Origin of the sequence: Neorhizobium huautlense (genome assembly GCF_002968575.1) — a bacterium.
Classification (GTDB): Bacteria; Pseudomonadota; Alphaproteobacteria; order Rhizobiales; family Rhizobiaceae; genus Neorhizobium; species Neorhizobium huautlense.
This window is the reverse complement of sequence record NZ_PVBM01000010.1, coordinates 116,627-141,416: the sequence shown is the minus strand read 5'-3', so window position 1 is coordinate 141,416 and position 24,790 is coordinate 116,627. Positions and strand designations below refer to the sequence as shown.

At 61.3% G+C, this 24,790-nt stretch carries 21 protein-coding genes; 9 read left to right on the top strand and 12 right to left on the bottom strand.

Annotated features, from left to right (window positions below; translation table 11 throughout):
- Positions 1 to 405 precede the first annotated feature (405 nt).
- The 4 genes from C5L12_RS13535 to C5L12_RS13520 all read right to left on the bottom strand — a co-directional run bounded on the left by C5L12_RS13535 (position 406) and on the right by C5L12_RS13520 (position 5,204).
- On the bottom strand, positions 406 to 1,056 hold the full coding sequence (locus C5L12_RS13535; protein WP_105372567.1) for a glutathione S-transferase family protein: 651 nt from the start codon (positions 1,054 to 1,056) through the stop codon (positions 406 to 408).
- A gap of 326 nt (positions 1,057 to 1,382) precedes the next feature.
- Positions 1,383 to 1,706 carry an MmcQ/YjbR family DNA-binding protein gene (locus tag C5L12_RS13530; RefSeq protein ID WP_105372566.1) on the bottom strand — a complete coding sequence of 108 codons (324 nt, stop codon included), beginning with the start codon at positions 1,704 to 1,706 and terminating at the stop codon, positions 1,383 to 1,385.
- Positions 1,707 to 1,713: 7 nt separating this feature from the next.
- Positions 1,714 to 3,138: an extensin-like domain-containing protein gene (locus tag C5L12_RS13525; RefSeq protein ID WP_105372565.1), complete on the bottom strand. Its 1,425-nt coding sequence runs from the start codon at positions 3,136 to 3,138 to the stop codon at positions 1,714 to 1,716.
- A 230-nt stretch (positions 3,139 to 3,368) separates the two neighbouring features.
- Positions 3,369 to 5,204: a methyl-accepting chemotaxis protein gene (locus C5L12_RS13520; protein ID WP_105372564.1), complete on the bottom strand. Its 1,836-nt coding sequence runs from the start codon at positions 5,202 to 5,204 to the stop codon at positions 3,369 to 3,371.
- 194 nt (positions 5,205 to 5,398) lie between these two features.
- Here C5L12_RS13520 and C5L12_RS13515 point away from each other — a divergent pair, with 194 nt between their 5' ends.
- Together C5L12_RS13515 and C5L12_RS13510 are read left to right on the top strand one after the other, a co-directional pair.
- Complete coding sequence (locus C5L12_RS13515) at positions 5,399 to 5,788, top strand: acyl-CoA thioesterase (RefSeq protein ID WP_105372563.1); 390 nt, start codon at positions 5,399 to 5,401, stop codon at positions 5,786 to 5,788.
- A gap of 3 nt (positions 5,789 to 5,791) precedes the next feature.
- A complete protein-coding gene (locus C5L12_RS13510; RefSeq protein ID WP_105372562.1) occupies positions 5,792 to 6,379 on the top strand; it encodes a hypothetical protein in 588 nt (195 codons plus the stop codon).
- Positions 6,380 to 6,385: 6 nt separating this feature from the next.
- Here C5L12_RS13510 and C5L12_RS13505 read toward each other — a convergent pair whose 3' ends face one another.
- Both C5L12_RS13505 and C5L12_RS13500 read right to left on the bottom strand, forming a co-directional pair.
- Entirely contained in the window at positions 6,386 to 7,564 is a 1,179-nt protein-coding gene (locus C5L12_RS13505) for a DUF1501 domain-containing protein (protein WP_105372561.1), read from the bottom strand.
- Positions 7,565 to 7,566: 2 nt separating this feature from the next.
- A complete protein-coding gene (locus tag C5L12_RS13500) occupies positions 7,567 to 9,033 on the bottom strand; it encodes a DUF1800 domain-containing protein (protein WP_105372560.1) in 1,467 nt (488 codons plus the stop codon).
- A gap of 216 nt (positions 9,034 to 9,249) precedes the next feature.
- On the opposite strand from C5L12_RS13500, the gene C5L12_RS13495 reads away from it, so the two are divergent.
- The gene (locus C5L12_RS13495) at positions 9,250 to 10,107 is read left to right on the top strand and encodes a hypothetical protein (RefSeq protein ID WP_157949047.1); all 858 of its coding nucleotides are present in this window, start codon (positions 9,250 to 9,252) and stop codon (positions 10,105 to 10,107) included.
- A gap of 53 nt (positions 10,108 to 10,160) precedes the next feature.
- On the top strand, positions 10,161 to 10,364 hold the full coding sequence (locus tag C5L12_RS13490) for a hypothetical protein (protein ID WP_105372558.1): 204 nt from the start codon (positions 10,161 to 10,163) through the stop codon (positions 10,362 to 10,364).
- A gap of 133 nt (positions 10,365 to 10,497) precedes the next feature.
- Here C5L12_RS13490 and C5L12_RS13485 read toward each other — a convergent pair whose 3' ends face one another.
- Positions 10,498 to 11,229 carry an SDR family NAD(P)-dependent oxidoreductase gene (locus C5L12_RS13485; protein WP_105372557.1) on the bottom strand — a complete coding sequence of 244 codons (732 nt, stop codon included), beginning with the start codon at positions 11,227 to 11,229 and terminating at the stop codon, positions 10,498 to 10,500.
- Positions 11,230 to 11,310: 81 nt separating this feature from the next.
- Between C5L12_RS13485 and C5L12_RS13480 the strand changes: the two genes are divergently transcribed.
- The 3 genes from C5L12_RS13480 to uvrB all read left to right on the top strand — a co-directional run bounded on the left by C5L12_RS13480 (position 11,311) and on the right by uvrB (position 17,127).
- Complete coding sequence (locus tag C5L12_RS13480; protein ID WP_105372556.1) at positions 11,311 to 11,703, top strand: winged helix-turn-helix transcriptional regulator; 393 nt, start codon at positions 11,311 to 11,313, stop codon at positions 11,701 to 11,703.
- Positions 11,704 to 11,958: 255 nt separating this feature from the next.
- The gene (locus C5L12_RS13475) at positions 11,959 to 13,953 is read left to right on the top strand and encodes a putative bifunctional diguanylate cyclase/phosphodiesterase (protein ID WP_105372555.1); all 1,995 of its coding nucleotides are present in this window, start codon (positions 11,959 to 11,961) and stop codon (positions 13,951 to 13,953) included.
- An 81-nt stretch (positions 13,954 to 14,034) separates the two neighbouring features.
- Positions 14,035 to 17,127 carry an excinuclease ABC subunit UvrB gene (gene uvrB / locus C5L12_RS13470; protein WP_105372618.1) on the top strand — a complete coding sequence of 1,031 codons (3,093 nt, stop codon included), beginning with the start codon at positions 14,035 to 14,037 and terminating at the stop codon, positions 17,125 to 17,127.
- 472 nt (positions 17,128 to 17,599) lie between these two features.
- Here uvrB and C5L12_RS13465 read toward each other — a convergent pair whose 3' ends face one another.
- On the bottom strand, positions 17,600 to 19,006 hold the full coding sequence (locus tag C5L12_RS13465; RefSeq protein WP_170109096.1) for a TIR domain-containing anti-phage reverse transcriptase: 1,407 nt from the start codon (positions 19,004 to 19,006) through the stop codon (positions 17,600 to 17,602).
- Positions 19,007 to 19,605: 599 nt separating this feature from the next.
- Here C5L12_RS13465 and C5L12_RS13460 point away from each other — a divergent pair.
- Positions 19,606 to 20,061, top strand: coding sequence for a DUF3828 domain-containing protein (locus C5L12_RS13460; protein ID WP_105372617.1), 456 nt, complete (start codon positions 19,606 to 19,608; stop codon positions 20,059 to 20,061).
- Positions 20,062 to 20,862: 801 nt separating this feature from the next.
- Positions 20,863 to 21,249: a hypothetical protein gene (locus C5L12_RS13455; RefSeq protein WP_105372553.1), complete on the top strand. Its 387-nt coding sequence runs from the start codon at positions 20,863 to 20,865 to the stop codon at positions 21,247 to 21,249.
- A gap of 106 nt (positions 21,250 to 21,355) precedes the next feature.
- Here C5L12_RS13455 and C5L12_RS13450 read toward each other — a convergent pair whose 3' ends face one another.
- From C5L12_RS13450 to C5L12_RS13435, 4 genes are all read right to left on the bottom strand, one after another.
- On the bottom strand, positions 21,356 to 22,153 hold the full coding sequence (locus C5L12_RS13450) for a ferredoxin--NADP reductase (protein ID WP_105372616.1): 798 nt from the start codon (positions 22,151 to 22,153) through the stop codon (positions 21,356 to 21,358).
- A 137-nt stretch (positions 22,154 to 22,290) separates the two neighbouring features.
- Positions 22,291 to 22,794 (bottom strand): DUF934 domain-containing protein, encoded by a 504-nt coding sequence (locus tag C5L12_RS13445; protein ID WP_105372552.1) that lies wholly within the window; start codon positions 22,792 to 22,794, stop codon positions 22,291 to 22,293.
- A complete protein-coding gene (locus C5L12_RS13440) occupies positions 22,794 to 24,467 on the bottom strand; it encodes a nitrite/sulfite reductase (protein ID WP_105372551.1) in 1,674 nt (557 codons plus the stop codon). The genes C5L12_RS13445 and C5L12_RS13440 overlap by 1 nt, the downstream gene beginning before the upstream one ends.
- Positions 24,468 to 24,474: 7 nt before the next feature.
- Positions 24,475 to 24,789 (bottom strand): DUF2849 domain-containing protein, encoded by a 315-nt coding sequence (locus C5L12_RS13435; RefSeq protein ID WP_105372550.1) that lies wholly within the window; start codon positions 24,787 to 24,789, stop codon positions 24,475 to 24,477.
- Position 24,790: the final 1 nt, after the last annotated feature.

The following is a 24,790-nucleotide window of genomic DNA, read 5'->3' as shown; positions in this document are numbered from 1 at the left end:
GATTGGATTTGCGAGAAGTGCCGCCAATATAGGCAGCCCTTTCCTTGAAACCATCCCTCCCTGAACGAATATTGCGTTCGCTTTTCTTGACCAATCGGCCGGACCCACGATCGCCGGCAAAGACAGTGGCCATCGGAAGCGCCGCTTGCCGAGACTGTCATTTTCCCGTGACGTTCCTGCAGCATTGTCCCGGTCAGGCAAGCAACGGTCCCGCTTCCCCGCCGCACCCATCCCTTGCGTGACCGTCATGACCTACATGTTTCAGATCATTGCTTTTCGCTTGCCGCATTGCTTCTGATTTTCAGTAAGAGAGCTCATTTCGGAGGCATGGCTGCTCCCCGCAAGTCGATCTCCGCCCTGGCCGGCCTCAGTGCCGGCCTTCTTTTTGCCTGGAACGGATCCTCGTCAGCCGGAGGATGCGCCGGTGAAAACCGCCAGCTGAGCGTCGAAAGCACGCCTGTAGGCGGGCCGCGCTTCACCGCGCGCCACATAGGCGGAGAGGTTTGGATATTCCTGCAGTATATCCGATCCCTTCAGCCTGAGCAGCACTGATACCATCAGCAGGTCGCCGGCGCTGAAGGCGCCATCGAGCCACTCGGCATCGCCAAGGCGGCCGGAAAGTCCGTCGAGCCGGTTGCGGATGCTTTCCCCGAGGACGCGCAGGCGCTGCTCGTACCAAGGCTGGTCGCGCTCGAGGATTGTCGCGAGAGCGCGTTCGAAGATCGGCGGCTCTACAGTGTTGAGCGCTGCAAACATCCATGTGATGGCGCGCGCCCGCGCATTGGCATCGTCCGGCAGCAGGCCCGCATGGCGCTCGGCGATATGGAACACGATCGCCCCCGACTCGAACAGGGCGAGATCACCTTCCTCATAGGTCGGAATCTGTCCGAAAGGATGAAGCGCGAGATGCGCCGGCTCCTTCATCGCCTTGAACGAAAGAAGACGAACGTCGTAGGGCTGGCCCACTTCTTCCAGCGCCCAGCGGACGCGCATGTCACGCGCCAGCCCCTTGCCTCGATCGGGCGACCGCTCAAAGGCGGTAATGGTAATCGTCATTTGTGCTCTCCCTAGCCTGTCTCCCTTGAAGACGACCGGCCAAACGGGGTTCCGACACGAATGGCCGAGATAATCTCCGCGTCCACTCTCGCACGGAGAACTTCGCCTCATGGATGCCGCGACCCTAAACCATTTGATTGAGTTGACTTGCAATCCCCCTGATGACCTCCTGTCGCGGCAGGAAGAGACTGGTTCCGACTCGGGCGAGATTCCGATCTCTTTTCGATGAAGCCGGCTGGTCTTGCGTATGGTGGGGACTCGCGTCTCGGCGGACCAGCGCGAGCCCCCGTCCTTCCGAAGGCGAAAGCCTATCCCGATTGGCGGCCCTAAGACCTGCGCTTTGCCGGCAGCGCATGTTTCCAGGCCGTCTCCAGCGCATTGAGAAGATCGGCCTCGTTCAGTTCGGAAAGAATGGCCGTCGTCCAGCCCTGCCGCCCCCAGGCGTTGCCGACGGGAAAAAAGGCGGTTGGCAGAACCGTGCATTTCAGGCTTTGTTCGTCAGGTTTGAACTTGAAATTCGCCGTCAGGCCGTCTCCGGCGAGCGTCACGTAGATGCGTGCCACCTTGAAGGCCGCCCTGTCGAAATGTGGCGCCTCGACGGTTCCGTCGAGAGAAAGGGCAAGGCGGCGGAGCATCTCGGCGTTTGCCATCGCAGTATCAGCTGCAGAAGCGCCGGCCGCTCTTGCGCGAGCGGAGATCGAAGTGGAAATGGTTCCAGTGTTCGGCATTGCTGCCGGGACCGAGAACCGTGCTGAAATATTTGCAGCTGTCGTTGCGCACCGATTTCAGCAATCCGCCTTCGCGGAAGGAGAAAAGCCCCTTCTTCCGCACATCGATTTCGTGGCCGTTCTTCAGCACGATCTGGCCAATGTCGATGGCATTGCCGCGCGCATGTTCCGACATCGGGTTGTAGCGCTGGCGGCTGTTGTTCATACGACGGCAGGAATAACCTCCCATGGGCACGATTTTGCGCACACCCGTCAGGTAACGAGTGCGAGCCGAAACGGCGAGCTCGTTCTTCACCCATTTCGCAAAGGCAAGCGTCGTCTGGCAGTTCAGGGTAACGGCGGGTTTTACGTCGATATTGCCGGACAGTCCCGCAAGCTTGACAGGGTAGTTGATGCCGCAGCTCGGGCCGTTGGAAATGCGCGGCAGGTCGTTGAATTCCACGCCAAGGCGGCGCAGCTCCGTCCGGCAGCTGACTTCCGACTGCGGCATGGCGCCTCTGAGCCACGGCTGATCGCGCTGGCTCATTGGCCCGCTGTCGTTCATCGGGTTGTTGGGGCGCAGCATCGCCACTTCCTGGGTATCGGCGGCGGGCGCGCGGCTTGGTGGAACGACGCGGGATCCGTCGCCCCAGACCATGCCGCCGTTTGCGCCATCTCTCTGCAGTCCGGCCCCCTGGCGCTTCGGCGGAACGACGACACGATCATCCGACATCGGCTGGGAGATCGGCTGGCGGCGCGGCTGCAACGCCACCGGCTCGTCGGTGCCGATCCCGTCGACCACGGGCTGATCGCCGACGCCTTCGGCGATGTCGGTATCCTGTTCTTCGGCAAGGCCGGTGATATCGCTTTCGTCCGGTCCAAAACCCAGTTCGGCGTCCATGTTGACGCCTTCTTCCGGAATGACGTTCGACCCGCCGGACGGATAGGTGTTTTGCGCGGCGGATGCCTGCTGCAATGCCTCATCGCTGTCGATCATCGGCAAACGGCCCTGCCGCGGCGGAGAGCCGCTAGGAGAGCCTGACGATGCTGGATTGAGAGGCGCCGACTGCGCCTGGTCAGGCACCCGCAGATAATTGCCGCTGTCGCCGGTATAAGCATCCCCCGGCCCGGATGCACCGCGCGACGAATATCCGTAATCCACGGAACTGACCTGCGAAACCGGCGCCCGGCTCATCTGGTAGGCCTGCTGCGACATCGGCTCGGGCGGAATGGATCGCGTCGGCTGGATCGCGCCGACGCTGGTGGCGCTGTCGATCGATGCCGGCGGCACTAGATCCCCGGAGGAACAGGCGACCAGCATCGACGACATCATCAGCGAGGTTACGACCCGCCGGGAAAGGGAAGCATACGCCATACCAGTTGCCACTCTTCCGGTGCCGAAATGACACACATGACGAGTTTAGGCAGTGTCGGTAAACGAAGGCTTGAGAGATCAAGGCCTTTTCAAGGCTTTTAACGGTCGGAGCGGTCTCGGCCACCGTCTGAATGATGATCTTCCTGTCGGCAGGCGGCGCTCGCCGTTTGATCGGCGTCAAAAAGCCGCCGGACTTTCATCCGGCGGCTCGGTTGATGATGGCGCGGCTGTCAGGCAGCGCGATAACGGGTGGTCGAGCCGTAGGCAGCGCCCCGACCGGCATTGTTGTTCAGCGTGAAGGCCGCGAGCAGATCCTGCAGGTGAAGGCTCTGGTCCGCAAGCGTCTGGCTCGCCGCCGTGGTCTCTTCCACCATGGCCGCATTCTGCTGGGTCATCTGGTCCATATGGTTGACGGAGGAATTGATCTCCTGCAGCCCGGTCGCCTGTTCGCGGGCGGCGGTGGCGATCGTGTCGACATGCGCGTTGACGCGCTCGACAAGCGTGGCGATCTCGACCAGCGCGTCGCCGGTCGAGCGCACCAGCGAAACACCGCCTTCGACCTCGCGTGCCGAATTGCTGATCAGCGTCTTGATCTCCTTCGCCGCATTTGCGGAGCGTTGCGCAAGCTCGCGCACTTCCTGGGCAACGACTGCAAAGCCCCTGCCCGCTTCCCCCGCACGCGCCGCCTCAACGCCTGCGTTCAGCGCCAGCAGGTTGGTCTGGAAGGCAATCTCGTCGATGACAGAGATGATCTGGTTGATACGGTTCGAGGATTCCTCGATACGGCCCATGGCGTCGATCGCGTTGCGGACGATCTGGCCCGAACGGCCGGCGCTTTCCTTCGTCTCGCTCACCATCTCGCGCGCCTCGTGCGCACGTTCCGATGCGGTACGCACCGTTGCGGTGATCTCGTCGAGCGCGGCGGCGGTTTCCTCAAGGGCCGCTGCCTGCTGTTCGGTGCGCTTGGAGAGATTGCCGGTGGCGCTCGAGATATCGGCCGCACTGTCGCGCACCACGAGGCTCGTCTCGGTGATCGCGCCGATCGCACGGTGCAGCGAGCCGACGGCGGCGTTGAAGTCGTCGCGAAGCTTGGCGTAATCCTCGCCGATATCGCCGAGCGATACGGAAAGATCGCCGCCGGCCAGGCTTTCCAGGGCACGGCCGAGTTCGCCCATGGCACGCGCCTGACGCTCGGCCGAAGCCGAAAGCACGCGCTCCCTGCCGGACCGCTCCTCGGCAAGCGCACGGCTCTGGTCTGCTTCGCGAGCCTGCAGCTGGCTGCGCTCCTCGACCGAGTTTCTGAGAACCACGACGGCTCGGGCGATGTCGCCGATTTCGTTCTTCTGTTCGGTACAGGGAACGGAGACGCCCACCTCGCCGGCCGCGATCGACTGCAGCACCTGCTTGACCTGGCCGATCGGCCTGGTGACGCTTCTGACCACGAAAGCTGCGCCGCCGATCAGGACCAATGCGCCGACGGCGAAGATCGCGCCGAAATTGATCGCGTCACGGCGGAACATGGCGTGCAGATCGTCCACATAAACGCCGGTGCCGATGATCCAGCCCCAGGGCGCGAAGCCGGCCACGTGCGAATATTTCTCCTGCGGCTGCTCAAAGCCCGGCTTCGGCCAATAGTAGTCCACGAAACCCTTGCCCTGAGCCTTCACCGTGTTGGCGAACTCGACGAACAGGAACTTGCCGTTCGGGTCCTTGTCGCCGGTAAGATCCTTGCCGTTCATTTCCGGCTTGATCGGATGCATGACCATGCGCGGCGTCATGTCGTTGATCCAGAAATAGCCGGTCCCTTCGCCGTAACGCATGCCGGCGATGATGGCCTTAGCTTCGGTCTGGGCCTGCTCGCGGGTCATCGTGCCGGCGGCTTCCAGCCCCTGATACTTCTTCAGCACCGTGAGCGCGGCATCGTTCATCTGCGCAAGGCCCGCCTTGCGCTCCCGCTCCGACGAGGCATAGCTCTGGAACAGGCTGAATGTCATCGCCCCCCCGAGGATGACTAGCGACAACAGCACAAGACAGTAAAGCCGCCAGGAAATTGTAAGACGTTGCATGAGGTCCCCCTCCATTTGAAGTTCGTCAAATTCTAATGACCACTGGTTACTAGGGGGTGAAGGAGGGGAAACCTTGCCGAGGGCGCGAATTGAGGAGCCGATAATTGCCTGCTGAACCGGATAGGCTTCCGGCCGCATCCGCCCTAATCTCTGCATCGGAGGAATCAGAACGGACAAGAAAGGGAACAACAATCATGACCGACAATGCCAGGCCCACGGGGGAGCTGACGCTCCGCACTCTCGCCATGCCTGCGGACGCCAATGCGGCGGGAGATATTTTTGGCGGCTGGGTCATGGCGCAGATGGACCTGGCGAGCGGCATCCGCGCGGCCGAGCGCGCCCGCGGCCGGGTCGTGACTGCAGCGGTGAAGGAGATGGCGTTCCAGCTGCCGGTGAAAATCGGCGACACGCTCAACGTCTATACCGAGATCACCCGCGTCGGCCGCACATCGATTACGTTGAATGTCGAGGCATGGGCGCACAGGGCGCGCTATCGGTTCCTGGAAAAGGTGACGGCCGGCACCTTCATCATGGTGGCGCTCGACGAAGACGGCAAACCGACGCCGGTTCCTGAGGAGGAATAAGCCATGGATGCCGCGACCACTGCCGAAACCTTCACGCATATCCGCGTGGTGATGGGCATGGTGGTCAGCCTTGGCCTGGCACGGCTGCTGAACGGTCTCGCCGGCATCGTGCAGCATCCGAAAGCGGCCCGCGTCTACCTTGTCCATCTCGGATGGGTGGCGTTCATGTTCCTCTTTCTGGTCCATTTCTGGTGGTGGGAACACCGGCTGCACGCCCTGCCCGTGATCGGCTTCGCGGCCTATCTGTTCCTGATCGGCTTCTGCGCGCTCTTCTTCTTCCTCTGTGCGCTACTCTTCCCCACCTCGATGCAGGACTATGACAGCTACGAGGACTATTTTCTGTCGCGGCGGAAATGGTTCTTCGGCTTCCTCGCCGGGTTGCTGATCACCGATATCGTCGACACCCTGATCAAGGGCCGCGACTATTTCCTGTCGCTCGGCTTCGAATATCCGGCACGCACCGCGCTCTATGTGGCGTTGAGTGCGATCGCGATCGCCACCGCGAACCGCCGTTATCATGCGGCCTTCGTGGCGTTCGCGCTCGCCTACCAGCTCTACTGGATCTTCCGGGTCTACGATCTCCTCACCTGAGGGAGATCACCCTTTGAGATAGATCGAGGACCGGTCGAAGGCGAGGCCGGGAAAGACCTTGCCGGTCAGATTGTCCGGATCGATGCCGAACTGCCTGTAGAGCATGGCGGCGGCTATCTCCCGCACGTCGCCGGTCGGCATCAGGTCGCGCCGGTCGAGCAGATGATCGTCGCCAAGGCCCGGCCATTGGCCAAGAACCTTACCGCCCGAGATGGCGCCGCCGGCCAGCACCGCAAGCCCGCCGGTGCCGTGATCGGTGCCGTTGGTGCCGTTTTCGCGCGCCGTGCGGCCGAATTCGGTGATCGCCAGCACGACCGTCTTTCCCCATGCCTCGTCGCCCAAGGAAGCTTTCAGCGTGGTTATCGCGGTCGAGAGATCGCCGGCGGCTTTTTTGAATTGCGCCTTCTGGCCAACATGGGTGTCCCAGCCGTTGATCGAGAAGCTGGCGATCCGGTAGTCCTCGCGAAGCATGCCGCCGGCAAGCCGAGCCATTTCGGCAATCCCTGCCCCGCGCTTGGCGTCGCCGTAAAGGGCATCCGCCGACATGTCGGTCTTCTTTGCCTCCTGCATCGCCCTGGCGAAAGCGTCGTCGCCTTCATACAGGCGATCGAGAAAGGCGATTTCGTCCTCGGCGAGCGCGAAATTGCTCTGGGTCGACCAGGAGTCCACGTCGCTCGGACCGCTCAGGATGAGCTCCATCGAGGTGTTGATGTCGATCGCCTTGCGGGCGTCGGAGCGGGGGATCGCAGAAAGCGCGCGGTTCAGCCATCCGGTCCGCTCCGCCTTGTCGCTGCCGCCGGTCTCCAGCATATCCTGGCCGTCGAAATGGCTGCGCTGGTCCCGATAGGGCGTCGAGACCGCGTGAACGAAAGACAGTTCCCCCGCCTGCCAGAGCGGCATCAGCGCGGAAGCGGCCGGGTTGAGGCCGAAGAAGCCGTCGAGGTCGAGAAGGCCGGTCTGGGGTGTCAGGCCGAGCTTCGGCCTCAGCGCCGCAAAAGCGGGATCGCCGTAGGGCTGCACGAGATCGAGCCCGTCCATTGCACCCCGCAAAACTATCGTCACGAAGCGGTTGTCGCCGGGCATGGCGGCGAAGGTCACCGGCGTCAGGATGGGCGCGGCGGCGGCGCAGCAGGCGCCTGCAAGAAAGCCGCGGCGGGACAACAGGACGTTTGGCTGCAAGGTCATTTTCATCTCCTGTTGAATTCGGGTGAGGCGAGAACCATGGTGATGCCGTGCACCTTGTTCGGCGCCTGGGAGACGATCCTCTGGGTTTCGGGGCGGGCGGCATCTCCCAGCGCGGCGGCGAGAAATTCGGACGGCTCCATCTTCTGCCCGAGGATCCGGGCGACCATCCGCGACCAGGTGATCCGCTCGCTCAGCTGGCTCGGTGACAGCCACACGCCGGCCTCGTCGGCAAAGCCCGCCGGGCTCGGCGGCTGCCAGACCGGCTGACCCATGCGCTGCAGCGCGCCGAACGTCAGCGCGTTTGCCCGCCCCGCTTTTCGCTTTGCGTTCTCCTTTGCCCTCACCCCCGCCATCTCCATGGCTTTTTCCACCGGCCCCTCGTCCTCGCCCTCCATATCGCGCAGAAGTTCGGCAAAATTCTTTTCCGGCAGGTCGAACGCCCGGAAACCGGAGACGAGAAACTCGAAGGGCTGCTTGATCTTCTGCCCGGGATCCGACCAGGCGCGCGGATGGGTCAGCATGGCGCGATAGACTTCGGTCAGGTTACCCTGGCTCTTCGTCCAGGCGTCCACCATGGACGAGACCACCTCTTCCGGTGGATCGTCGGCGATGAAGTGGCGGGCAAGCTTGCGGGAGACGTGCAGGGCGGTCTTCGGATTGGCAGCAAGGTCTTCCAGCATCAGGATATGATCCTGACCGTCGCCTTCATCGTCTTCGTAGGAACGGCCGAGAAGCGAAACAGGGCCGGCTTCAGCCAGCCGCGGACGATAGACGACTTCCAGAGCCCGATTGTCGACCGAAAGGCCGGTGAGGATCAGCGCGGCAGCGCGAACGTCGTCCTGGGTATAGCCGCTGCCGGCGCCTAGCGTGTGGAGTTCGAGCAGCTCGCGCCCCAGATTTTCGTTGAGCCCGCGGCTGTTCTTGCGGCCGGCGACCGAATCCGGCCCGACGCTCTGGTTCTGGTCGAGATAGATCAGCATTGCCGGATGCAGGATCGCGGCCTGGAGAAGCCCCGAGAAGGAACCGCCAATGTTGGGTCGGATCGACTGCGCCTCGTAAAGCGGCACGATCATGCGCATCGGCAGCGACTTCAGGACGCTCGTGGAGAAATGATCCACCCAGAAGGTCGCAAGCCTTTCATAAAACCCGAGCGGGGAATGGATGGCTTGGGCAATGCGGCCCATGGCGTCCTGTCGATAGATGCGTTGGGCCTGCCGCTGCGTCTCCTTGCGCAGATCCGCATTCGGATTCCCGGCCTTGGCGGCCTTCGCCTCCGCCGCCCTGACCGAAAGCACCCGGGTAGCGGTCTCGATCCGCCCCGTCAGCCCCTCGCGGGGGAAACGCGGCCTTTCCGCAACGCCCTCCTCGATCTGCGCCAGCAGCGCATCGGCATCGGCGGGCAGCTCTTCCCCCGGGCGAAGACCATAACCGAAACGGATGGCGGCCAAGGTCGGGATAGAAGGATTCATTCGATCATTTCCTCGTTGGACCATGATCAGGGTCCCCGACAATTGTGGTGGAAAGGTTCATAAATTGCGGCCATTTCGCGACATGGAGAATTTGTAATGCTGCGGACGGCATGTCGCCTTCAAACATCTACAACCCCCAACTCCCCTTTTGGTTGCAGGCGGTGCGTTTTCAATCGGCAATACCTGTGGCCTTATGTATTTCTCGGGGGAACTTGAATGATACGAAGAACTTGTCGTGCCGTTGTGATGATGACTGCAGCAACGGCTGCGCTTACTGGCTGCACTCCATCGATCGCCGGAGGCCCAAACCTCGCGCAATACAACAGGGTCACCGCAACTTATTTCGCTGGCGGCTACGCGCCGTCGCGCCTGGCGGCCTATCATTCCGCTGGTGATTTCGACAAAAAGGCGCTTCGCAATTCGATCGTCCTCAGCGCCATGGGTTCGATCGATGTGGAGTATGCGCGCTTCTCTTCCGAACTGACGCAGGAAGGCCAGGGCGTTCCCTTCGCCGCGACCATTGCCAGCCTGTCACTGAGTGGTGCGGGAACCCTCGCTGCAGCAAAGGCCACCAAGACCGCGCTGGCTGCCGTGGACACCGGCCTCAAGGGCGCGCATGCCGCCTATGACAAGAACATCCTGTCGGAGAAGACGATCCAGTTCCTGCAGAAGCAGATGCGCGCCAACCGGAACCGGGTGCGCTCGTCGATCATCGACAAGCTGCAGCTGGATACTGCGGCCTATCCGCTCGAACTTGCGCTGATGGATGTCAATGACTACGCCTCGGCGGGTACGATTACTGCGGGATTGATCGGTATCGACGAGCAGACCTCGCAGGTTCTGGCCCTCACCGAGGCCACCAGGACCGAGGCCATCTACCCTTATGCCGCAGATGACGCGAGCGCCCTCATCAACAGCTATATCGACCGCAATCCTGACGACGCTCCCCGGACGCTCAAGAACTGGGTCGCCCGACACAACATAGCCAGGGTGACGGACTTCCTGAACGACGCGCGCTTTGCGGCGGCGCGTCGCCAGTTCGTCCGCGAATACGGGCTGAAAGCACCGGGCTGAGGCCTTCGCTATCTCGAATGCCGCCCTCAACCGATTCCTGGGAGGAGAATCAGATGATAACGATCACGGGCGTGCCAGAACGGGAGCTGCCCAACGTCCTCCGCAGCATTTCGATCGACGGCCTGACCGTCATCTCGATCGAAAAGACCGCGGACGGCACCTACACCATCATCTATGGTCCGGACGCAGCTGCGACCCCATCCAATCCCACGGGGTCACCTCGCCGGGAAGCGGAGGCCAGGGTGGTGAAGAAATAACCTGTTCGCTATCGGTAAGAACGATCCGGCGTAGAGCCCGGGCTGAACGGCATCAACTTAATTTCGGCCCGTCATCGAGCGCGTTTGCTGTACCCGACCTGCTCCGAGCGGGTACAGCATTTCGACCTTAACCTTAGACCTGCCGCAAGCCGCCGTCGACGCAGAGTTCGGCACCAGCGATGTAACTCGCGTCATCGCTCAACAGGAACAAGGCGGCAGCAGCCACTTCTGAAGGTCGCGCCATTCGCCCCATCGGGATGGGAGCGACAATGGCCGCACGCATGTCTTCCTGAACCGAAGCCATCATCTCCGTATCGGTTGGACCGGGTGCGACGACGTTGACGCGTATACCTCTGGGTGCGAGTTCCCCCGTCCATGTTCGGGCATAGGAGCGCACGGCTGCCTTGGTAGCGCAATAGGTTCCGTATGAGGCGTAGCCCGCGCTGGCCGCGATGGAGCCGACGAGGACGACCGACCCACCTTCCGTCATCACGGGGAGAGCCGCCTGGAAGCCGAAAACCATCCCGCGGACGTTGACGTCGAAGTGGCGGTCGAAATGTTCAGGCGTTATGTCGGCAATCTGCGCAGGCTCGGAGAGGCCTGCATTCAGGACGAGCGAGTCGATACGCCCACAGGCTTGGCGCACGGTTTCGACGGCCTTCACCATATCCTCGGGCGCACCGGCATCGGCGGCAATGCCAACGACGTCATGACCGATAGCCTTGGCCGCCTTCTCGGCATCGCCGCTTCTGCGACTGGTTATGAAGACCTTTGCCCCTTCGGCCGAAAGCCGCTCTGCAATTGCCAAGCCGATACCCTTCGCGCCCCCGACGACGAGGGCAACCTTGTTACTCATTCGAGCCATCGTAAATCCTTTCAAGTGATGGTCTCGCCATGATATACATCAGATATCTGGTATCAATTACGCACCTTAAGTAGCCTAGATATGGACGAGTATACCGACCTGGAAGCACTTTCTCACCGCGCCTTGTGCGACATGGCGCAGGTTCGCCCCGTGCTCGACAAGATCGCTGACAAATGGACGATCCTGATCCTGACAGTGATCTGTCCCAAACCCTCGCGCTTCAACGAGATCAAACGGCGTCTCGACGGGATCACGCACAAGGCTCTTGCCGACGCTTTGAAGAGGCTTGAGCGGAACGGTCTTGTGACGAGAACCGTACTGCCAACGCAGCCGATCGGCGTGGAATATGCAATTACTCCACTGGGTCATTCACTGCGGGAGCCGTTTGAAGCACTGTGTGCATGGGCAGCCGCCAATGGCGACAAGGTCGAGGCAGCCACGCTGCGCTATGACAACACGGGAAATCGTCGTTGACGATGTTGCTATGACCTCATCTGGCGCGCGATTCAGCCACGATCTGCCGGCCGGCGGTACCGCTATCGAATTCCGTAGGAACGTCCAAATTCGTCGGTCGGGATTGCACCGATATGCCGGGCATCGGGAGATTCCTTTTTAAATGCGGGAACACTGATAAGTTTTATCGGGTTGGGGGTTACGGATCGCCTTTAAAGGAATCTTATAGGTGATCGGTGATCTTGCGATGTTGCCTGCGATTATCCGACGGAGCTTATGGAAGAGGATCTGAAAAACGACGGGGCTGACCGGTCTCTGGACATGGACGTCCGGCGGGCCCAGGCTTTCACGATCCTCGAGCGCCTGCGCTCGACACTCACGACCAATGCCGTGATCTCCGCTTCCGCGCTGTTCGTCTCGACACTCGGCCATGGTCTGGTGTTTTCCACAACCGTGTGGTTCGCCTCCGTCATCGGCGGGCTCTTCCTGCGCGCATTCCTGGGAGCGATCCTCAAACGTTGGCAGACGGCCGAACACGACCCCCAGCAGGCGCTCGACGTGCTGACGGTGGGGGCGCTGACTAGCGGCACCACCTGGGCCATGCTTCCGCTTTCGGTGCCCGACTTCAATCCCGTGGGCGGGGATAGCGGGCTCTATCTCATCATGTGCGGCATGGCGACCGGTGCCGTCATGATGGGCATGGGATATAGTCCTGTATCGCTGGCATTCGCTTTGCCTCCCCTCGCCGCCGTCGTAATGTCGCTTGCAGCCCACGGCGATGCGAGCGGCTGGCTGGTTGCCCTCAACGTCGTGGCGCTGACGTTGGTTCTGATCCGCAGCAGCCGCATGAGCCAGGCCATCTTCGTCGATAACGTACGGGCCAAGCTCAAGGCGACGGCCCTGGCCGACTCCCTCTCCTCCGCCAATTCGGACATCCTGCGCGCCAATTACCGGCTGGAGGTGCTTGCCAATTGCGACCCCCTCACCGGCCTTGCCAATCGCGCCGCCTTCAACGCAGCCCTTTCCAACGGAATCTCCTCGGCGGCCGAAGACGGCACCCAGCTTGCTCTCCTCATTCTCGATCTTGACCGCTTCAAGTCCATCAACGATACGCTCGGCCATAGCGCCGGCGATACGCTGCTTGTGGAAGTGAGCGACCGGCTACGTTCGACGATCGACGGCAAAAGCATCATCGCACGGCTCGGCGGCGACGAATTTGCCATGATCATCGGCGGAGCGGACGCAGCCGCCCAGGCGCGCGGCCAGGCGGAACGAATTTTGGAGCGGAGCCGTCAGCCTGTCATGCTCGACGGAAAGGCGACCGTCGTCGGCACCTCGATCGGCCTCGCCGTCTTTCCCGATCATGCAGACACAGCCGAGGATCTGTTCATCTGCGCCGACATGGCCCTCTATCGGGCAAAGGACGGGGGACGCCGCCAATGGCGTGAATTCGAACCCACCTTCCGCTCGCAGGCCGACCGCCAGCACCAGATCGAACAGGAACTCCGCGAGGCGCTGGCGAGCGGCGACATCCACGCCTGGTTCCAGCCGCAGGTCAACCTCGCATCCCAGGAGATTACCGGTTTCGAGGCGCTGGTGCGCTGGCACCACCCCTATCTCGGGCCGATCGCGCCGCCGGAGATCGTTCATGCGGCGCAGGCCACCAACCTCTGCGACAAGCTCACCGCCGCGGTTGCCGGGGCGGCCTGCCGGCTGCTGAACAGCCTGCCGGCGCTTGGCCTGCCGAAAGCCACGGTGGCGATCAACGTCTCGCCGCGCGAATTCGACCTCTACAGCGTCGCAGACGTGCTGGACCGCATCACCACGGCGCATCGCATCGACCCGACCCTGTTCGAGATCGAGATCACCGAGGAGGCGATTCTCGACACCCTGGTCGCCGGCGAGCAGCTGAAACGGATCGAGCGTTCCGGCTACAAACTGGCGGTCGACGATTTCGGCGCCGGCCATTCCTCGCTCGCCTATCTGGTGCAGCTCAAGGTCGACCGGCTGAAGCTCGACCGCCGCTTCGTCACCGGCATTCACCGCAGCCGCCAGAACCAGGAGATCGTCGGCGCCATGATCGGGCTCGGCCGGGCGCTGTCCATGGACGTGGTGATCGAGGGCGTCGAAACCGAGGAGGAGGCGGATGCCCTGAAATGCCTCGGCTGTTCCTGCGCCCAGGGCTATTTCTTCGGCCGGCCGATGCCTGCCGACCGGATCGCCGGCTGGATCGAAAGACGACGCACGCTCGGCAACCGCGCCGTCGCCTGAAGGCTGTACCGTTTCCCTTTTGTACTCGTTTTGTGGCCGCGCCCCCTTTTCTTCGGCGCGATTCCTCTCCATATTCGCCGCATGGCCAGATCCCCGAAAAAGTCGCCCGCCTCGCCCCGTGAAAACAACGCAGGTTTCGAGGAAGCCCCGCAATCGTCATTCGAAGGCGCACCGCTGTCCGGCAGCGTTTCCGACTGGGTGAAGCAGCTCGAAGCCGAGGCGGAAGCCTCCTCCGTCGAAACGCAGCGCGAGATCGCCTCGAAGGCCGGCAAGCACCGCAAGAAGATCGAGATCGCGGCCCGCGAGGAAGCCATCCGGCAGGCCGCCAAAGACGTGCCGAAAACAGCCAAAAACACCACCGCCTCGAAGACCGCCCGCGGCGTGTCGATCGGCGCCTCCTCCGATCCGAAGACCCGCGCCGCCGCCGGCCTCAATCCGGTCGCCGGCCTCGACGTGTCGCTGGAGGAGGCCAGGAACTTGGCTCCGGGCGCCGTCACCGCCACGGTCGAAGCGCTGTCGAAGCTGATCGAGAGCGGCAATCCGCTGTTCAAGGACGGCAAGATGTGGACGCCGCACCGCCCTGCCCGGCCGGAAAAGTCCGAAGGCGGCATTCCGATCCGCATGGCGTCGGAATACCAGCCCGCCGGCGACCAGCCGACCGCCATCCGCGATCTCGTCGAGGGCATATCGTCGGGCGAGCGCAGCCAGGTGCTGCTCGGCGTGACCGGCTCGGGCAAGACCTTCACCATGGCCAAGGTGATCGAGGAAACCCAGCGCCCCGCGGTCATCCTGGCGCCCAACAAGACGCTCGCCGCCCAGCTCTATTCGGAGTTCAAGAACTTCTTCCCCGACAATGCGGTGGAATATTTCGTCTCCTATTACGACTATTACCAGCCGGAGGCCTACGTCCCCCGCTCCGACACCTATATCGAGAAGGAATCGTCGATCAACGAGCAGATCGACCGGATGCGCCACGCGGCCACCCGCGCCATCCTGGAGCGCGACGACTGCATCATCGTCGCCTCGGTCTCTTGCATCTACGGTATCGGTTCGGTCGAGACCTATACGGCGATGACCTTCCAGATGTCGGTCGGCGACCGGCTCGACCAGCGCCAGCTCTTGGCCGACCTCGTCGCCCAGCAATACAAGCGCCGCGACATGGATTTCCAGCGTGGTTCGTTCCGCGTCCGCGGCGATACGATCGAAATCTTCCCAGCCCACCTGGAGGATGCGGCCTGGCGCATCTCGATGTTCGGCGACGAGATCGACGCGATCACCGAATTCGACCCGCTGACCGGCCAGAAGACCGGCGACCTGAAATCGGTAAAAATCTACGCCAATTCGCACTACGTCACCCCGCGCCCCACCCTCAACGCCGCGATCAAGTCGATCAAGGAGGAGCTGAAGCACCGGCTCGCCGAGCTGGAAGCCGCCGGCCGCCTGCTCGAGGCGCAACGGCTGGAACAGCGCACCCGCTACGATGTCGAGATGATGGAGGCGACCGGCTCCTGCGCCGGCATCGAGAACTATTCGCGCTATCTCACCGGCCGCCGCCCCGGCGAGCCGCCGCCGACCCTGTTCGAATACATCCCGGACAACGCGCTGATCTTCATCGACGAAAGCCACGTCACCATCCCGCAGATCGGCGGCATGTATCGCGGCGACTTCCGCCGCAAGGCGACGCTTGCCGAATACGGTTTCCGCCTGCCGTCTTGCATGGACAACCGGCCGCTGCGCTTCGAGGAATGGGACGCGATGCGCCCGCCGACCATCGCCGTCTCCGCCACCCCCGGCGGCTGGGAAATGGAGCAGGCCGGCGGCGTCTTCGCCGAACAGGTGATCCGCCCGACCGGCCTCATCGATCCGCCCGTCGAGGTCCGCCCGGCCCGCAGCCAGGTGGACGACGTGCTCGGCGAGATCCGCGAGACATCAGCCAAGGGCTATCGCACGCTCTGCACCGTGCTCACTAAGCGCATGGCGGAAGACCTGACCGAATACCTGCATGAACAGGGCGTGCGCGTCCGCTACATGCATTCCGACATCGACACGCTGGAGCGCATCGAGATCATCCGGGATCTCCGCCTCGGCGCCTTCGACGTGCTTGTCGGTATCAACCTGCTGCGCGAGGGCCTCGACATTCCCGAATGCGGCTTCGTCGCCATTCTCGACGCCGACAAGGAAGGGTTCCTCCGCTCCGAAACCTCGCTGATCCAGACCATCGGCCGCGCCGCGCGAAACGTCGACGGCAAGGTCATCCTCTATGCCGACAAGGTCACCGGCTCGATGCAGCGGGCGATGGACGAGACCGCCCGCCGCCGCGAAAAGCAGATGGCCTATAACGAGGAACACGGCATCACGCCGGAATCGGTGAAGGCGAGGATTTCCGACATCCTCGATTCCGTCTACGAACGCGACCATGTGCGCGCCGACATTTCCGGCGTCTCCGGCAAGGGCTTTGCCGATGGCGGCCACTTGGTCGGCAACAATCTGCAGGCGCATCTCAACGCGCTCGAAAAGGACATGCGCAACGCCGCCGCCGACCTCGACTTCGAAAAGGCCGCGCGCCTGCGCGACGAGATCAAACGCCTCAAGGCGGCGGAACTTTCGGTCATGGACGATCCAATTGCCAGAGACGAAGCCCGCAGCCAGGAAGGCGGCAAGGGCGGAGCGAGAGGCCGCTCCGGGTCAATCTCCCCCCTTGTGGGGGAGATGGGCGGCAGCCCAGAGGGGGGCGATCTTGCTCCGACCTCCGACATACCCCCCTCTGCCCCTGCCGGGGCATCTCCCCCACAAGGGGGGAGATCGACTCGTGGCAGCCTCTTCGCCAAACCCTCTTTGGACGACATGGGCCGCGACATCGCCGAACCCGCGAAAGCATCGCTCTTCCGGAAAAATACGCTCGACGAAATGACCGTCGGGCGGACGGAAAAACCGGTCGACAAGAGGCGTGGAGCGCCGGAGGCGCGACAGGGATCGGAAGAAGGCAAGGCACCTGAAAAACCGCAAACCGAACCCGGCAAGCGCTTCTCGCCACTTCTGGAGGGCCAGCCCGAGCGTGACGACGGCGTGCGCCCGCTTGTCAGAGGAAAAATCGGCGCAGGTTCCTACGAAGATCCCGGCGAGCAGAAGCGCAAGAGCCGCACCAAGGGCAAGACGGGACGGCCGGGTCGGTGAGGCATATGCGACGCTATACCTCTCCCCTGGTGGGAGAGGTGACAAAATCACGATCTTAGCGCAGCTAAGTCATAGATTTTGTTGGTGAGGGGGTAAGCCCTTCATGGTCGATCCTGATCCCCTCGCCTGCGATTTCCAGCCCCTGGCGACAGCTAAAACACTGGAATCGCTTCCGCCCCTCACTCGAACCTTTCATCGATACGCTGCACCTGCTCGGAGATCACGTTGTCGATCACCACATTCCGGACGAGACGGCCGCCCGCCTGGATCGGCTAGCGGAAAAACTGCCGCGCCCGGCAAATACTGTGGCCGCTGTGGCTGCGATGCTTTAAACAAAAGGCTTTACAATGCCAGCAGAAGAACCGGCTCAGGCATCCGCCGAACCGCCTATGACAACCGGATTATTCATTTTTTTGATCGTTAGGTTTATCATAGATAGTGGGAATGGGGCCATATAGGTTAAGGAGCATTTCTAAATGCTATTCAGTCGCTCCTTGAGTAGCGCTACCAACTCCGCTGGATTATCTTCCCACTTCTTGTAATGGAAATCACTCAAAAGAGGATAGTCATCTAAATGATCTATGTTGTAAATTATCGGCAAAATCCGAGCTTTATCTTTCATAAATCTAGATAAAGCCACATTAAGCTCCCTAACCGGCCACTTCTTCTCAAGAAATGTTTCCGATATCACAGGAACTATAATCTTAGCTTCCCCGAGGCCATGATTTATTTTTTCAATTACTGAGTCTCCCCACTTAATGTCTTCAGCATCGTAGAACACGCTTATGCCCACGGCTTGACAAGCATCAAATAAAGGCTTTGCGACCGCGACTTTGTCTTCACTTGCATGGCTCAAGAACACATCTTTCACTTGAAACTCCTCCGCAGCAACGCGAACCCAATTTGGTACTTTCGTAGTAATCCTCAAGATATCTCGGCAAAACGAGCGGACAATTTTATCGTTCTCTCCTCGCACACCTTTGAGATACGCTAGGTTTCCGAATAGCACAGCTCTAAAGTAATCTCCTCCTTCTGCCTTCTCAAAGCGGAAGGTCTCAGCTTTCTCTAATCCGAATGTCCGCCATAGGTATATGAGCTTTCTGACCTCTAAAACCTTCCGTCGCCGTACATTGGGAAACTGATTTACAATGACGCCTGTGACGGACTGTTGGTAGTGATTGTATTGCAACCTCGTTTTTTTGTGGTTTACTTGGAAGCCTTGATCCTTAATGAGCTGCTCAAGCGTTGCTCCAACTGCTGCAGGACCAAACAACTGACCGGTGGCTGCGAAGTGGCCGATCGCAGGCGGAAAGTTTCTGTATCGGTAGGAGAACGTGATGTCGTCGGCGTAGCGTGTATAGCTCACATGATGCTTGATAGCTAAAGCCAAAATTTTCTTATCTAGATTGTTGCTTACGAGATTTGATATGCTCGGTGATGTTGGCGCTCCCTGAGGAATAGACCCGTTATAGCAACATAGATGAGCTATGAATGTTGCAACAGAAGGCGGCATTTTATAGGCCGCTCGTAACACACCCTGAACCCTCCCAAAGTGTATTGAGGGAAAGAATTCCTCAAGATCCATATTAAATACAAATCTTTTCTTCTTATGCTCTACCGCATTAGTTAGAAAGGACTTTCCTTTGTGATATGCATGAGAGCATTTAGGCTTTCGATCAAGGAAATCGAATATCTTCTTTAACTTCTGCTGCAGGACCCGCAAGCCGCCTTTCGGCATATGGATGATACGGGTTCCCCCACTTTTTTTCCTAATTTCGAAGGTCTTATATTGCGCAGAAAGTCCGCGGGTATAAGCGATGTATACCAGATTGCCTTTGGGTACCTCCAGAACCCGGGCGAGATCGTCGATATCCTTCATTGCAAGGAAATCTGCCGCGACTTTATCGATTGTTCTGCTAAAATAAGGTCGTAAAGGCAGTGCTAGGTCCTCGTCATTACGCGGTCGCGGTAACCGAAACAGCGCTGAAACCGAAAGCCGGCCCATAGTGAAACCGGTAGTAGCGTTATGCTAGCCGGATTATTTCGTTCTGCCGAGGATTCTACAGCAAAAAGAGTGAGGACCTAGCAAGTCACAACTAAACCTCACTGTAGTACATCGCAACTCCGACATCACTACAATCCACAGTTTCGCAGGCAGTGGATGAAAAGCACCTGAGGTTCCTATAGCAACTTTCGGAACATCTCCCGCCTCCTCACGCTCCCTTTCATTCCTGTGCTTGTCACAGGAATCCAGCAGCGCCGCGTCGGCGGGGCTGGAGAATAATCCCCGGCACGGCTATAGACGTTTCGTCGCCGTGCAGACGCGCGGCGGCTGGATCCCGGCTCAAGGCCGGGATGACGCAGGGTGACGCGCTTCTTACGAGGCTAGCCAGCCTGGAGTGAGGGATAGACCTCCTTCTCTGGTGCCCAGCACCAGTGATCGATAGCATCCTCAAATCTGCCGACTCAGGAATCACCATGCGCACCCTCCTCGCCTTCACCCTACTTGCCCTCTCCGCCTTTTCCGCCGGTGCCGAAACCTTCAAAACGCCGCAGGCGCTGATCAAGGCGCTTTATGCCTATGACACGACGGACAACGACGACGATGCGCCCTCGCCTTACAGCCCCTTCCTGTCGCGTGGGCTCAACCGGCTGTTCCAGGCCGACCGCGACGCGACGCCGGAGGGCGAGGTCGGGGCGGTGGATTTCGATCCGGTGATATCGGGTCAGGATGGCGAGGCGAAAAACGTCAGGCTCAGCACGCCGATCATGATGGACAACCGCGCCGAGCTGGAAGTCTCGTTCCGTAACGGCAGCGAGGCCGTGACGCTCTATTACACGCTGGTGCGCGAACAGGGCGGCTGGAAAGTGGACGACATCGCCAACCAGGAGGGCGAATATCCCTGGAGCCTGCGCGAGCTTCTGGGGCAATAGGGCAACCGAAGCCGCGCTTCCCGGCAGCGGGGGACGAATGATCCTTCCCGGCGGCACTGCTCTCCTTCGTCATTCTCGGGCTTGACCCTTCGTCATCCTCGTCCTCGGGTTAAACCCGAGGATGACCGAGGATCCAAAAACAAGCCTTTTGATCGCGAAGTCGATTTGTTGCGAACCGCCAGAAGGCCTAATTGTCTGATTTTGCTGACTTACGCTTGGATCCTCGGGTCAAGCCCGAGGATGACGAACAAAAAAATCGTTCCCCTTCATCCCCACCCCTTCACCTCATGCCTAAACTCTCCCCCGTCCCGCATCGGATACACCAGGAGGCGTCCTGGCGAGGCGGGGCCGGCGCCGGGTGTAAGGAAACGACGTAAGTCCTTGCATCCGGGGTCCGCGGAAAATGGTCTCCCTCCGGCGACACGGGGAGAGATGAGCGGTTACGGACCGGCCCTCATCCCTTGATGCCCGAAAGCGCGCGCCGGGCGTGCCTGTGCGGCACACATGGTGGCCCGAAGGATGGTTTCGCCGGACTTGTTTTGAAGTCCGTCCGCTTCCTCGGATTTAATCCGAGGATCGGAAAGTCCGGCGGCGGTTTCTGTTCACCCTTGCCGGTAGGTTGGTCCGGACGAGCGCCAGAGGTCAGACGAACACCATCCGGAAAGGCCACGGCAGAGGGACCGGAGTCGCGGATAAAAACCGCCGAACGGGGCGCTGAGAGGTGTCACCTAAAAACTAACTTACGAGGCAGCTCCCAGCGCCCCGTCCGACAAAAACAATGAGGAACGCCAAGGGGTTACCATGTCCAAAGACAAGCCGCGCACCATCGATACCTGGCTCGCCGCCCGCACGGCCGAAATGCTCGCGCTGCCCCATACGATCTGCCGCCGGCGCGACTGCCGCCGCAGGAACAGCTGCTACTGGCATTTCCGATCCAACAACGAACCCTGCTGCCTGCAGAACCTCTCCGCCGAGCAGCGCGAGGTGTTCGATGCAATTTATAATCGGGCGCATTTCGCGCAGGGCTTTCTCGGCTCCAACAGCCATCTTTTGGAGGCCCGTCATGGTGAGCCGCGGATGCTGGACGACGTGGCGATCGAGATCGCCCGCATGTCGCCCAGTCGCTGGAGACCCGAGATCTGGGATGCGGCGAGGCGCAGGCGGGAGAAGATGTTGCCGCCTGGGTAAAAGGTGGAGTATGACGAACCGCCCCCCGGCCCTTCGCTAGGGCTCAGGGCGTTCGAAGCTCAAAATGCTCCACTGGAGCATTTTGCCGGCCGAAGGCCGTCGCGTCTCACCCCACAAACGCCCGCTCGATGACGAATTCGGCGGGTTTGCTGTTGGCGCCTTCGGTGAGCCCTGCCTTTTCGAGCAGCGCCTTGGTGTCCTTCAGCATCTCGGCCGAGCCGCAGATCATGCCGCGGTCGGTCTCGGGGTTCAGCGGCGGGACGCCGAGGTCGGCAAAGAGCTTGCCGTTCTCGATGAGGTCGGTGATGCGGCCGGTATGCGAAAACTCCTCGCGGGTGACGGTCGGGTAATGCTTGAGCTTGTCGCCCACCAGTTCCGAGAGGAATTCGTGGTTGCGGATCTCCTCCACGAGGTCGAAGCCGTATTTCAGCTCGGCCACCTCGCGGCAGGTATGGGTGAGGATCACCTCGTCGAACTTTTCGTAGGTCTCGGGGTCGCGGATCAGGCTCGCGAAGGGAGCGATGCCGGTGCCGGTCGAGAACATGTAGAGCCGCTTGCCCGGCGTCAGCGCATCGAGCACCAGCGTGCCGGTCGGCTTCTTGCGCATCAGCACCGTGTCGCCCGGCTTGATCTTCTGGAGGTGGGAGGTGAGCGGGCCGTCCGGCACCTTGATCGAGAAGAATTCCAGCTCCTCGTCCCAGGCAGGGCTGGCAATCGAATAGGCGCGGTAGACCGGCTTTTCGCCGACCATCAGGCCGATCATCGCAAATTCGCCCGAGCGGAAGCGGAAACCGGCCGGCCGCGTCATGCGGAAGCGGAACAGGCGGTCCGTGTAATGCTCGACGTCAAGCACCGTCTCGGCATAAACGCCGTCGGGGATTTTTACGGGGGTATGGACGTTCATGCCAATCGGTCTCTTCGTCTCGTCATCTTTCGCAGTAGCGAAATATACCATAAGGCCGCTCATTTGAAGGCACCCGCGTGCCTTTGTCGCGGGGGTCCGGAGAAAATACGTGCCGGAAAATCGCCTTTATCGGCCGATCAGGCGGAACGGCGGCGCCAGCTGTAGCCGCCAGCCTTGTCCGCCTGTCGGGCCGTCGGCTGGTAATGCACCGCAATCCCCGGCAGGCGTCCCTCCTCCAGCCGCTTCAACGCCGTCGCGTTCTTCACCGCAAAGCTGTCGACTCCACAGCGCAGCATCAGCGGGATCTGGTCGATCAGCACGTCGCCGACGGCCCGCAGCTCGTTCTTGTAGGCCAGCCGGTCGCGCAGCAGCGATGCATGCGAAAAGGCGCGGCCGTCGTTGAAGGCCGGAAACTCCACCGCAACGATTTCGAGGCGGTAGAGATAGGGTTCCAGCTTGCGGATGTCGTCGGCCGGCTTGATCAGCACGCCGAGGCCGACGTCATTGCTGTTTTCGGCCCGCTCGATCAGCTGATCGAGCGGCAGCAGCACCTTGTCGTTTTCGCCCGCCTTCAGCTCTTCCGTCTCGATCACCCAGGGGTCGTTCTCGACGAAGCCGGTCTCTCTCCAAACCCTGGTCATCACGCAGCCTCCGCCTTGGCGTCGCCGTAGAGCGCATCCTTGAACGGCTGCGGCCCGACGCGGCGATAGGCTTCGAGGAACGTCTCCTCCTTCGAGAGGCGAAGGCCAAGATAGGTGTCGACGATCGTCTCGATCGCATCGGTCACCTTGTTCGGCTCGAAACCGCGGCCGATGATCTCGCCGATCGAGGTATGCTCGTCGCCGGAACCGCCGAGCGTGATCTGATAGAGCTCGGCGCCCTTCTTCTCGACGCCCAGGAGGCCGATATGGCCGACATGGTGATGACCGCAGGCATTGATGCAGCCGGAGATCTTGATCTTCAGCTCACCGATCTCCGCCTGGCGTTCCGGCGAACCGAAGCGGGTGGAAATTTCCTGCGCCACCGGGATCGAGCGGGCATTCGCCAGCGCACAGTAATCCAGCCCGGGACAGGCGATGATATCGGTGATCAGCCCGGCATTGGCGGTCGCAAGGTTCTGGGCGATCAGCGCGCGGTAGAGCGGCTCGAGATCGGCGAGCGCCACATGCGGCAGGATGACGTTCTGCTCGTGGCTGATGCGGATTTCGTCGAAGCCGTATTCCTCGGCAAGGTCGGCGATCACATCCATCTGCACGTCGGAAGCATCCCCGGGAATGCCGCCGATCGGTTTGAGCGAAATCGTCACCATGCCGTAGTCGGGATGTTTGTGCGGCTGGACGTTCTGGCTCACCCAGCGGCCGAAGGCCTCGTCCTCCTTCTTCCAGCCGGCGAGCTGCGCCCAGCCTTCCGGCCGGTCGGGCAGCGCCGGCGGGGCGAAATAGGCGGCGATCGCCTGGATATCGGCATCCGGCAGCTTGAGTTCGGTGCCTTGCAGATGCGAAAACTCTTCCTCGACCTGGCGGGTGATCTCCTCGACGCCTGTCTCGTGGACGAGGATCTTGATGCGCGCCTTGTACTTGTTGTCGCGGCGGCCGAACAGGTTGTAGACGCGCACGATGGCGGTCACATAGGACAGCAGGTCCTCTTCCGGCAGGAAGTCGCGGATCTTCTTGGCGATCAGCGGCGTGCGGCCCTGTCCGCCGCCGACATAAACGGCGAAACCGAGTTCGCCCTGGTCGTTCTTTTTGAGATGCAGGCCGATGTCGTGGACCTGGATCGCCGCACGGTCGCGCTCGGCGCCGGTGACGGCGATCTTGAACTTGCGCGGCAGATAGGAAAACTCCGGGTGAACCGAGGACCACTGGCGCAGGATTTCCGCGTAAGGCCGCGGATCGGCAACCTCGTCGGCGGCAGCGCCGGCGAAATGGTCGGCGGTGACGTTGCGAATGCAATTGCCCGAGGTCTGCAGCGCATGCATCTCGACGGTCGCCAGTTCCGCGAGGATATCCGGCGTGTCCGATAGTTTCGGCCAGTTGTACTGGATGTTCTGGCGGGTGGTGAAGTGCCCGTAACCACGGTCGTATTTGCGGGCGATATGGGCGAGCATGCGCATCTGGCGCGCATTCAGCGTCCCGTAGGGGATGGCGACGCGCAGCATGTAGGCGTGCAGCTGAAGATAAACGCCGTTCATCAGGCGCAGCGGCTTGAAGGCATCCTCCGCCAACTCGCCCGCTAGACGGCGCGTCACCTGATCGCGGAACTGCTCCACGCGGCTGGTGACGAATGCATGGTCGAACTCATCGTAACGATACATGGTTTCCTCAGACTGCGATAAAGGCCGGATCGGCAGGGCGGTAGCCGGCAGCATATTCCATTGTCGGGCCCTGGGCACGGATGCGTTCGCGCAGACGGATCGGCCAGAGCTTGCCGTCAACCTCCTGCACGTCGACAACGGCAACGTCAACGACCTTGTTCTCCGCAAAATCCCGTTTGCCGATCGCTTCCAGCGAGGCGACGGCTTCGGCATGGCGCGCGACCAGTGAATTCTGCAGGTTTTCCACCCACTGGCCGTTTGCATCGAGCCATACGGCGATGCCATCGGAAAGGCGGTTGGCGGTGAGAACCTTGTCGGTCATT

Excerpts from the sequence above, each read along its gene's own strand:
- C5L12_RS13535 (WP_105372567.1), bottom strand. The coding sequence starts at position 1,056 with ATGACGATTACCATTACCGCCTTTGAGCGGTCGCCCGATCGAGGCAAG.
- C5L12_RS13530 (WP_105372566.1), bottom strand. The coding sequence starts at position 1,706 with ATGGCAAACGCCGAGATGCTCCGCCGCCTTGCCCTTTCTCTCGACGGA.
- C5L12_RS13525 (WP_105372565.1), bottom strand. The coding sequence starts at position 3,138 with ATGGCGTATGCTTCCCTTTCCCGGCGGGTCGTAACCTCGCTGATGATG.
- C5L12_RS13520 (WP_105372564.1), bottom strand. The coding sequence starts at position 5,204 with ATGCAACGTCTTACAATTTCCTGGCGGCTTTACTGTCTTGTGCTGTTG.
- C5L12_RS13515 (WP_105372563.1), top strand. The coding sequence starts at position 5,399 with ATGACCGACAATGCCAGGCCCACGGGGGAGCTGACGCTCCGCACTCTC.
- C5L12_RS13510 (WP_105372562.1), top strand. The coding sequence starts at position 5,792 with ATGGATGCCGCGACCACTGCCGAAACCTTCACGCATATCCGCGTGGTG.
- C5L12_RS13505 (WP_105372561.1), bottom strand. The coding sequence starts at position 7,564 with ATGACCTTGCAGCCAAACGTCCTGTTGTCCCGCCGCGGCTTTCTTGCA.
- C5L12_RS13500 (WP_105372560.1), bottom strand. The coding sequence starts at position 9,033 with ATGAATCCTTCTATCCCGACCTTGGCCGCCATCCGTTTCGGTTATGGT.
- C5L12_RS13495 (WP_157949047.1), top strand. The coding sequence starts at position 9,250 with ATGATACGAAGAACTTGTCGTGCCGTTGTGATGATGACTGCAGCAACG.
- C5L12_RS13490 (WP_105372558.1), top strand. The coding sequence starts at position 10,161 with ATGATAACGATCACGGGCGTGCCAGAACGGGAGCTGCCCAACGTCCTC.
- C5L12_RS13485 (WP_105372557.1), bottom strand. The coding sequence starts at position 11,229 with ATGGCTCGAATGAGTAACAAGGTTGCCCTCGTCGTCGGGGGCGCGAAG.
- C5L12_RS13480 (WP_105372556.1), top strand. The coding sequence starts at position 11,311 with ATGGACGAGTATACCGACCTGGAAGCACTTTCTCACCGCGCCTTGTGC.
- C5L12_RS13475 (WP_105372555.1), top strand. The coding sequence starts at position 11,959 with ATGGAAGAGGATCTGAAAAACGACGGGGCTGACCGGTCTCTGGACATG.
- uvrB (WP_105372618.1), top strand. The coding sequence starts at position 14,035 with ATGGCCAGATCCCCGAAAAAGTCGCCCGCCTCGCCCCGTGAAAACAAC.
- C5L12_RS13465 (WP_170109096.1), bottom strand. The coding sequence starts at position 19,006 with ATGAAGGATATCGACGATCTCGCCCGGGTTCTGGAGGTACCCAAAGGC.
- C5L12_RS13460 (WP_105372617.1), top strand. The coding sequence starts at position 19,606 with ATGCGCACCCTCCTCGCCTTCACCCTACTTGCCCTCTCCGCCTTTTCC.
- C5L12_RS13455 (WP_105372553.1), top strand. The coding sequence starts at position 20,863 with ATGTCCAAAGACAAGCCGCGCACCATCGATACCTGGCTCGCCGCCCGC.
- C5L12_RS13450 (WP_105372616.1), bottom strand. The coding sequence starts at position 22,153 with ATGAACGTCCATACCCCCGTAAAAATCCCCGACGGCGTTTATGCCGAG.
- C5L12_RS13445 (WP_105372552.1), bottom strand. The coding sequence starts at position 22,794 with ATGACCAGGGTTTGGAGAGAGACCGGCTTCGTCGAGAACGACCCCTGG.
- C5L12_RS13440 (WP_105372551.1), bottom strand. The coding sequence starts at position 24,467 with ATGTATCGTTACGATGAGTTCGACCATGCATTCGTCACCAGCCGCGTG.
- C5L12_RS13435 (WP_105372550.1), bottom strand. The coding sequence starts at position 24,789 with ATGACCGACAAGGTTCTCACCGCCAACCGCCTTTCCGATGGCATCGCC.